The sequence below is a fragment of the Rahnella woolbedingensis genome (assembly GCF_003602095.1).
GTDB lineage: Bacteria > Pseudomonadota > Gammaproteobacteria > Enterobacterales > Enterobacteriaceae > Rahnella > Rahnella woolbedingensis.
Map to the genome: position 1 here is coordinate 51,775 of NZ_RAHH01000030.1, position 9,366 is coordinate 61,140.

At 53.5% G+C, this 9,366-nt stretch carries 8 protein-coding genes and 1 rRNA gene; 7 read left to right on the plus strand and 2 right to left on the minus strand.

What is annotated here, in order from left to right:
• The first annotated feature begins 10 nt into the window (after window positions 1-10).
• A complete protein-coding gene (emrB, locus tag D6C13_RS20960; protein WP_120134593.1) occupies window positions 11-1,546 on the plus strand; it encodes a multidrug efflux MFS transporter permease subunit EmrB in 1,536 nt (511 codons plus the stop codon).
• Between the two features lie 74 nt (window positions 1,547-1,620).
• Here emrB and D6C13_RS20965 read toward each other — a convergent pair whose 3' ends face one another.
• Window positions 1,621-2,724 carry a tRNA/rRNA methyltransferase gene (locus D6C13_RS20965; RefSeq protein WP_120134594.1) on the minus strand — a complete coding sequence of 368 codons (1,104 nt, stop codon included), beginning with the start codon at window positions 2,722-2,724 and terminating at the stop codon, window positions 1,621-1,623.
• Between the two features lie 243 nt (window positions 2,725-2,967).
• Between D6C13_RS20965 and trxC the strand changes: the two genes are divergently transcribed.
• From trxC to D6C13_RS20990, 6 genes are all read left to right on the plus strand, one after another.
• Window positions 2,968-3,387 carry a thioredoxin TrxC gene (trxC, locus tag D6C13_RS20970; protein ID WP_015695963.1) on the plus strand — a complete coding sequence of 140 codons (420 nt, stop codon included), beginning with the start codon at window positions 2,968-2,970 and terminating at the stop codon, window positions 3,385-3,387.
• A 128-nt stretch (window positions 3,388-3,515) separates the two neighbouring features.
• Window positions 3,516-4,220, plus strand: coding sequence for a tRNA-uridine aminocarboxypropyltransferase (locus D6C13_RS20975; protein WP_120134595.1), 705 nt, complete (start codon window positions 3,516-3,518; stop codon window positions 4,218-4,220).
• 155 nt (window positions 4,221-4,375) lie between these two features.
• Window positions 4,376-7,036 carry a bifunctional acetate--CoA ligase family protein/GNAT family N-acetyltransferase gene (locus D6C13_RS20980; protein ID WP_120134596.1) on the plus strand — a complete coding sequence of 887 codons (2,661 nt, stop codon included), beginning with the start codon at window positions 4,376-4,378 and terminating at the stop codon, window positions 7,034-7,036.
• Window positions 7,037-7,155: 119 nt separating this feature from the next.
• Window positions 7,156-7,203, plus strand: coding sequence for a hypothetical protein (locus D6C13_RS25940; protein ID WP_217203873.1), 48 nt, complete (start codon window positions 7,156-7,158; stop codon window positions 7,201-7,203).
• On the plus strand, window positions 7,184-8,536 hold the full coding sequence (gene pssA / locus D6C13_RS20985; protein WP_244212737.1) for a CDP-diacylglycerol--serine O-phosphatidyltransferase: 1,353 nt from the start codon (window positions 7,184-7,186) through the stop codon (window positions 8,534-8,536). The genes D6C13_RS25940 and pssA overlap by 20 nt, the downstream gene beginning before the upstream one ends.
• Window positions 8,537-8,597: 61 nt before the next feature.
• Window positions 8,598-8,945: a YfiM family lipoprotein gene (locus D6C13_RS20990; RefSeq protein WP_120134598.1), complete on the plus strand. Its 348-nt coding sequence runs from the start codon at window positions 8,598-8,600 to the stop codon at window positions 8,943-8,945.
• 121 nt (window positions 8,946-9,066) lie between these two features.
• Here the strand turns inward: D6C13_RS20990 and rrf are convergent.
• Window positions 9,067-9,182 (minus strand): 5S ribosomal RNA (gene rrf, locus D6C13_RS20995).
• Window positions 9,183-9,366: the final 184 nt, after the last annotated feature.

Below are 9,366 nucleotides of genomic sequence, written 5' to 3' on the forward strand. Positions count from 1 at the left end.
GGAGGCCTTCGTGGCAAATAAACCGCTGGTAGGCGCCCCGCTGGCCTGGATGACGGTGGCTTTGTCTATGGCCACCTTTATGCAGGTGCTGGACTCGACGATCGCCAACGTGGCGATCCCGACCATCGCCGGGAATCTCGGTGCCTCAAACTCACAGGGCACCTGGGTTATCACGTCGTTCGGGGTGGCAAACGCCATCTCGATCCCGATCACCGGCTGGCTGGCAAAACGTATTGGTGAGGTCAAACTCTTCCTGTGGTCCACGGTGCTGTTTGCGATTGCATCGTGGCTGTGCGGTATGTCCAACAGTCTGGAAATGCTGATCTTCTTCCGTGTGGTGCAGGGCGTGGTGGCAGGTCCACTGATCCCCCTCTCACAAAGTCTGTTACTCAATAACTATCCGCCGGCCAAGCGAAGTACCGCGCTCGCGCTCTGGTCGATGACGGTGATCGTCGCCCCGATTTGCGGGCCGATCCTGGGCGGGTATATCAGTGATAACTATCACTGGGGATGGATCTTCTTTATCAACGTGCCGATCGGTCTTGTGGTGGTATTCCTGACGCTGAAAACGCTGAAAGGACGCGAGACCGCGACGCAGATCAGGCCAATCGACAGTGTGGGGTTAGTGCTGCTGGTACTGGGCATTGGCGCATTGCAGGTGATGCTCGATCGGGGTAAAGAACTCGACTGGTTTAACTCAACGGAAATTATCGTACTTGCGGCCGTGGCGGTGGTCGCGCTGTGCTTCCTGGTCGTGTGGGAGCTGACCGATGATCACCCGATAGTCGATCTGTCGCTGTTTAAATCACGAAACTTCACCATAGGTGTGCTGTGTATTAGCCTGGCCTACATGCTCTACTTCGGCGCAATTGTCTTGCTGCCGCAGTTATTGCAAGAGGTCTATGGGTATACCGCCACCTGGGCCGGTCTGGCGTCGGCGCCAGTGGGTATTTTGCCAGTGCTGATGTCACCGATTATCGGGCGCTTTGCGCATCGGCTGGATATGCGAAAGCTGGTGACCTTCAGCTTTATCATGTATGCCTACTGCTTCTTCTGGCGTGCGTATACGTTCGAACCGGGGATGGATTTTGGGGCATCGGCGTGGCCGCAGTTTATTCAGGGCTTCGCGGTCGGCTGCTTCTTCATGCCGCTGACGACCATTATTCTTTCCGGTTTACCGCCTGAACGCATGGCGGCGGCATCGAGTTTGTCGAACTTTATCCGTACGCTGGCAGGCTCGATTGGTACGTCGATCACCACTACTATGTGGTCGAACCGTGAATCGCTGCACCATGCGCAGTTAACGGAAAACATCACGCCGTATAATCCGGCAGCGACGCAGACCTATCAGCAGCTCGAAGGTTTGGGCATGAGCCATCAGCAGGCATCAGGCTGGATAGCGAGGGAAATCACCAACCAGGGACTGATCATCTCTGCCAATGAAATCTTCTGGTTATCTGGCGGCGCGTTCCTGGTGTTGCTTATTTTAATCTGGTTCGCCCGTCCGCCATTTAGCAGTGGTGGTGGTGCCGGTGGCGCACACTGATTCAGGCGATTCCTGAATGTCGGAAAGCAAAACGGACGCATTAAGCGTCCGTTTTTTATGGCAAAAACCGGCAATTATGCCTGGTTCTGACGCCACCATTCTGCCAGCAAAATACCTGATGCAACGGAAACGTTAAGGCTTTCCACTTTACCGGTACCGCCGATAGAGACGCTCAGGTCGCCCTGCTGCCATGCGCTGTCAGACAGACCATCACTCTCTTCACCCAGCACCAGCACCATTTTGGCCGGTAAGACGGCTTTGCCCAGCGCCGTACCTTTATGGCTGGACGTGGTGACGATGGTGTATCCCGCTTTACGGAAGGTTTCCAGCACTTCAAGGAAGTTATCCGCACTGATGGCTTTAACGTGTTCCGCGCCGCCTTCAGCAGTACGGACTGCCGCGCCAGATTCCAGCTGAGCCGGATCCTGAACCATCATCCCGTTGATACCAAAGTGCGCACAAGAACGCATGATACCGCCGAGGTTGTGCGGGTTACCGACGTTTTCCAGCGCCAGCACACAGTCTTTCGCCGGAGCAGATTGCAGATAGGTTTCCGCATCCAGACCCTGACGTTTTTTGATCAGGAAACACACGCCGCCGTGGTGTTCGGTGCCGGACGCTTTCGCCAGCTCGTCATCTTCAACCACATGATAGGCTTTGCGGTTTGCCGCCATCCAGCGCAGTGCTTCACGAAAACGCGGTGTTACTGACTGAACAAACCATGCACGGACGATAGCGTCCGGACGGCTGGCGAACAGCGCCTGACAGGCATTTTCGCCATATACGCGGGTTTCTTCCTGACGCTGACGACGCAGCTGTTCAGGATCGATAAAGCTTTTGCCGCTGATACCACCGTGATCCGGAACAGATTCATCTGCCGGCGGACGTGAAACAGTTTTCCACGGCGAAGAGTACGGGCCGTCGTCATCACGTGCCGGACGGCGCGGGCGATCGTCGCCGCGACGCGGAGCCGGGCCGCGGGAATCACCACGGGAATCGCTGCTACGACGCTCATTGCGGCGGGCATCGTCGGGACGGGAACCCTGGCGAGGTTTATCGCCCGGACGTCCTTTATTGTTAGAAGGACGTTTATCGTTATTGCGGTTATCGCCGTCGTCGTCACTACGGACGTACATCACTTTGACTTTGCCGTTCTTGCCACTGAATGAATCGTTCATTTTTCTCTCCACCTACGCGCAGGGCGCGAAGATTACCTGATGTCTGTGAGCTAAGCCACAGGCTTTGGACCAAAAGCTTAAAACTATCGTATTCATTGAATAAACCACGTTGTTTACGTGAGGTGTCGCCCCCATACTTACAACATACAAGTAACATATCAGCCGTTTTATTAACCGTTTTTAGGGTAAAAACGAGTTTGTGGTTGATGCCCTTCTCACGTTAAGCAATGTAGAGGCTATTTTATGAATACGGTTTGTTCATCATGTCAGGCCACCAACCGCCTGCCTGAGGATCGTATCGACGACGGCGCAAAATGCGGCCGCTGCGGTCATGCACTTTTTGAAGGCGATGTGGTTCACGCGACCGCCGCCACCCTGGACAAATACCTGCAAGATGATTTGCCGGTTGTCATCGATTTCTGGGCGCCGTGGTGTGGCCCTTGCGTTAACTTCGCGCCAATTTTTGAAGATGTGGCTCAGGAACGTGCCGGTAAAATCCGTTTCATTAAGGTTAATACCGAAGCAGAACCTGAACTGAGCGCGCGGTTCCGTATCCGCAGTATTCCGACCATTATGGTATTTAATGAAGGCAAAATGGTCGACATGCTGAGCGGAGCAATGCCTAAGGCACCGTTCAACAACTGGCTCAATGAATCATTGTAACGCATTAGCCGTTATAAAGCCCTGCCGAAGGCCCGTACAGTACGGGCCTTTTTCTGTTATTCGCAGTTGCCACTTGCCTGTCCTCACCGGGTGATTAGAATAGCCGTTTTTCGTTAACCGGAATGCCTATGTCAGACAACGCCGTTCTTCGCCTGCGTGAGCAGCGCTTAGCTCAGTCTACCCGCCCTTTCCTTGCGCGCGGATCCAGGGCCATTCGCTGTCAGACCTGCCTGTTACCCACACGTAACTGCATCTGCGCCACACGCGAAATCCATCAGGCCGCCAGCCGTTTTTGTCTGGTGATGTTTGACACTGAGCCGATGAAACCCAGCAATACTGGCCGGTTAATCGCAGACGTTTTGCCCGATACCCAGGCGTTTCTGTGGTCGCGCACGCAGACTGATCCGGCATTGCTGGAAGCGATTGCCGATCCCGGCCGTCAGGCTTACGTCGTTTTCCCTGCGTCTTTCGCAACACCGCCGCGTCAGGTATTTACGCAGGTTCCGGCAGGCAGCAAACCGCCTTTATTTATTATGCTCGACGGCACCTGGAACGAGGCGCGCAAGATGTTTCGTAAAAGCCCGTATCTGGATAATCTGCCGGTGTTCTCCCTGGATGTAAGCGTCAGCTCCGGTTATATCCTGCGTGAAGCCTCGCGCCCGGAACTGCATTGCACCGTAGAAGTGGCGGCGGCGTTGCTGGAAAAAGCCGGTGATCTCGACGCATCAGCGGGTCTGTCAAGGCACTTCACTCATTTCCGTACCCAATATCTGGCCGGAAAACCCCATCATCCGGTGCATCAGCTCACAGCAAAGAACGAAGAAAGCCTCTAGAATCAGTTCATCAATTAAATATACCTGAAATAATTGACGCTGAATCAAGGCGGCAAGAGAAGGGATCCCGACGAGCCTGGCACCCCGGGTGATTCGGCTGAGCGAGCGTTGCCGACGCAGAGACAGCTTCAAGAATAAAGGGTATGGGAGATTCCATGAGTCAGCGCGGACTGGAAGCACTTTTACGACCTGAATCTATCGCGGTTATTGGTGCCAGCAATAAACTGGGCCGCGCCGGATATCTGATGATGCGCAATCTGCTCGACAGCGGATTTAATGGCCCGGTATTGCCGGTCACGCCCGCTTATCGCGCAGTGTGTGGTGTTCTCACCTGGCGGGATATCGCCAGTCTGCCGATGTCGCCGGATCTGGCGATTCTCTGTACCCACGCTGACCGCAATCTCGCCCTCCTCGAACAGCTTGGCGAACGCGGCTGTAAAACAGTGATTGTGCTTTCCTCAAAACCGCAGCAATTCTCTGAACTCAAAGCCTGTGCCCAGCGCTTTTCGATGCGTCTGCTCGGGCCAAACAGTCTCGGTATTCTCGCGCCGTGGCAGAAACTGAACGCCAGCTTTTCGCCGGTGCCGATCCTGCCCGGTAAACTGGCATTTATTTCGCAATCAGCGGCCGTCGCTAATACCATTCTCGACTGGGCGCAACAGCGAGCCGTGGGCTTTTCCTATTTCGTTTCGCTGGGTGACAGCCTGGATATTGATGTCGACGACCTGCTCGACTTTCTCGCCCGCGACAGTAAAACCAGCGCCATCCTGCTTTATCTCGAACATATCAGCGATGCACGACGTTTTCTTTCCGCCTCCCGCAGTGCCTCGCGCAATAAACCGATTCTGGTGATCAAAAGTGGCCGCAGCGGTCAGGCACAGCAATTACTCAACAGCCCGCTGAGCCTCGATGCGGCTTATGATGCCGCTATCCAGCGCGCCGGTTTGCTGCGTGTGCAGGATACTCATGAGCTTTTTTCAGCTGTCGAAACACTGAGCCATATGCGTCCGTTGCGCGGTGAGCGCTTACTTATTATCAGTAACGGCGCAGCCCCTGCTGCAATGGCGTTGGATCAGCTGCTGTCACGTAACGGCAAACTGGCGCAACTCAGTGAGGAAACCCGTCACGCCCTGAGTGCTGTTTTGCCAGAGGCAATTACCGCCGCCAATCCGTTAGATTTACGCGACGATGCCACACCAAAGTTGTATCAGGCGGTAATGACCGCTCTGCTCGACAGCACGGATTACGATGCACTGCTGGTGATCCACGCCCCAAGCGCGGCTGCCCACGGCACGGTGACAGCCAGTCAGCTGATAGATGCCGTTCGTGGGCATCCGCGCGGTAAATACGTCACGTTACTGACCAACTGGTGCGGAGAATTTTCGTCACAGGAAGCCCGCAAACTGTTCACTGAAGCCGGGATCCCGACTTACCGCACGCCGGAAGGTACGGTGACGGCGTTTATGCACATGGTGGAATATCGCCGTAACCAGAAGCAGCTGAAAGAAACGCCGGCACTTCCTGCAGACCTTGAACAAAACACCGATCAGGCGCACCAGCTGATTGCCCGGACACTGGCGGAAGGCACCACGCAGCTCGATACCCATGAGGTGCGAGCAATTTTTCAGGCCTACGCAATGAATGTGCTGCCAACCTGGATAGCCAGTGACAGTGCAGAAGCCGTGAATATCGCCAGTCAGGTGGGCTATCCGGTGGCGCTGAAACTGCGTTCTCCGGACATCCCGCATAATTCTGAAGTGCAGGGCGTAATGTTATATCTGCGCACCGCCAGCGAAGTGCAACAGGCTGCGAATGCCATATTTGACCGCGCCAGACAGGCATTTCCGCACGCGAGAATTCAGGGGCTGCTGGTGCAAACTATGGCAAACCGGCCAGGCTCCCAGGAACTTCGCGTGGTGGTCGAACAGGATCCGGTATTCGGTCCGCTGATTATGCTGGCCGAAGGCGGTACAGACTGGCTTCCGGAAAGACAGGCGGCGATTTCCCTGCCGCCGCTGAACATGACGCTGGCACGATACCAGGTGGTTCAGGCGCTCAAGAGTGGCAAAATTCGCGGTCGCAATGCGCTGCATCCGCTCGATATCCCGGCGCTGAGTCAGTTGCTGGTGAATGTGTCTAACCTGATTATCGATTGCCCCGAGATAGAACGGCTGGATATTCATCCTTTGCTGGTTTCAGGCAATGAACTCAGCCTGCTCGATGTTTCAATGCAGCTTTCGGCGCAGCAGCCCGGTGCACCTTCACGACTGGCAATCCGCCCTTATCCGCGTGAACTGGAAGAGCGCGTTATACTGAAAGACGGGTCACTGGCACTGTTCCGCCCGATCCTCCCGGAAGATGAACCGCTGCTTAAAGCGTTTATCCTCAAAGTCACGAAGGAAGATCTCTACTACCGTTATTTCAGTGAGATCAACGAATTCACGCATGAAGATTTAGCGAACATGACGCAAATCGACTATGACCGCGAAATGGCGTTCGTAGCCATTCATAATATGAATGAAAAAAGTGAAATTATTGGTGTCACCAGAGCGGTTTCAGATCCCGATAATACTGACGCCGAATTCTCGGTTCTGGTTCGCTCTGATCTGAAAGGTTTAGGGCTCGGAAGACGCCTGCTGGATAAGATGATCAACTACGCTGCAGAGCACGGGCTGCAACGCCTGACCGGAATTACCATGCCTAATAATCGCGGCATGATTACGCTGGCCAGAAAGCTGGGGTTTGATGTCGACATTCAGATTCAGGACGGTATTGTGAACCTCTCCCTGACGCTGGAAAAGACCCGAATTTTGTAGCAGAAAACCGTGAGCCTGCGCGATGAACAGGCAAAAGTTACGCACATCAGACAGGACTAATGGTATTATCGACCGATTGTGCGGTTGCCTGTATTTGTTTGTGCCGCTAAAGCCATTACATGAAGAGAGAAGAAGCGCACTGTGATGTTGTCAAAATTCAAACGTAATAAACATCAACAACACCTTGCTCAACTGCCAAAACTCCCCCAAACAGTTGATGCTGTAAAAACGCTCTACTGTCCGACAGATTTCCGTACGACGCTGCTCGAAGCCATTTCTAACGCCACCCAACGGATTTATCTGGTCGCGCTCTATCTTGAGAACGATGATGGCGGCCGCGATGTCCTGTCGGCGTTGTATGACGCCAAGCAGCGGCGCCCTGAGCTGGAGATTTGCGTGCTGGTTGACTGGCACCGCGCTCAGCGTGGTCGTATCGGCGCTGCGGCGACAAATACCAATGCTGACTGGTATTGTCGTATGGCGAAAGAGCATCCCGAGCTTTCTGTGCCGGTCTATGGCGTACCTGTGAATACTCGTGAAGCTTTGGGCGTTTTGCACCTCAAAGGCTTTGTTATCGATGATCAGGTCATTTACAGCGGTGCGAGTCTTAATGACGTTTATCTGCATCGTCATGAAAGGTATCGTTATGACCGGTATCAACTGCTGACGAATGCCGCACTGGCCAACACGATGATCGACTTTATGAAGAAGTCGATCCTGACGGCAGCAGCCGTGCAGCGTCTCGATCGTGAAGATCGCCCAAAAAGCATTGAGATTAAGAACGAAACACGTCAGTTTCGCCAGACCCTGCGTACCAGTGGCTATCACTTTAAAGACAGCGCCGGTAACGATGAACTGGCTGTCACGCCAATCGTCGGTCTGGGCAAACAAAATGAGCTGAACCGGACTATCCATCATCTTATGGCCAGCACAGATCATAAGCTGACGCTGTGTACGCCATACTTCAATATGCCCGCAATGCTGGCGCGTAACATTATTCATTTGCTGCGCCGTGGAAAGCAGGTGGAAATTATCGTGGGTGATAAGACCGCGAACGATTTCTATATTCCGCAGGATCAGCCGTTCAAAATCATCGGTGCGTTACCGTATCTGTATGAAATTAACCTGCGCCGCTTCCTGAGTCGTTTACAGCGTTTCGTTGACAGCGGACAACTGATTGTTCGTTTGTGGAAAGATGGCGAAAACAGCTATCACCTGAAAGGCATGTGGGTAGATGACCGCTGGCAACTGATTACCGGTAATAACCTGAATCCCCGCGCCTGGCGTCTGGATCTTGAGAATGCCATTCTGATCCACGATCCGCATAAAGAAATGGCCGCTGAGCGTCATAAAGAGCTGGAAGAAATTCGCCAGCATACGCATGTGGTTTCACACTATATGGAGCTGGAAAGCATTCCTAATTATCCGGTCAAAGTTCGTAAGCTTATCCGGCGCTTACGGCGGATAAGAATCGACAGACTCATCAGCCGAATTCTGTAATTGGCTATACTGAAAGCCTGATCATCGTGATCGGGCTTTTTTTTATCCGGAATTCCTCTTTATGACTCAGAAGTTATCCGTCGCTTTTAGACTTCCTTGCATTGCCCTGATATTAGGGTGCAGCGGGTGCACGCATTTCGCTAATGATCAATGGACAGGCAAAGATAAGGCCGAGCACTTTGTAGGCTCTGCCGTATTAGCCGCCGCGGGAACCGCCTATGGCGATCATCAGGGATGGAATGAAGCCCGCAGCCGGTCATTCGGACTGATGTTTTCTGTCGGACTTGGTGCGGCAAAAGAGCTTTACGACAGCCGGGAGGGCGGAAGCGGATGGAGCTGGAAAGATTTTAGCTGGGATATTGCCGGTGCCGCTGTCGGATACAGCGCTTATCATCTGACGCATAACTGACAGAGTTTCTGGCAGAGGGTAATAGGTTCTTAATGGCAGGACAAATAACGAACTAAAAACACCAAATTTTCCATAGACAAAAGCCCCGCACTTTCGTACGGGGCTTTTGTCTTTATTTGATGCCTGGCAGTTCCCTACTCTCGCATGGGGAGACCCCACACTACCATCGGCGCTACGGCGTTTCACTTCTGAGTTCGGCATGGGGTCAGGTGGGACCACCGCGCTACTGCCGCCAGGCAAATTCTGTTTCATTCATACCGCTCACCTTAAATCAGGCTTGCACTACGAACCAATCTCGGAACATTCAGCTGAAAATCTACTCTTGCGAGCCTGTCTCTCAAATCAAAACACCTTTGGTGTTGTAAGGTTAAGCCTCTCGGGTCATTAGTACTGGTTAGCTCAATGCATCGCTGCACTTACA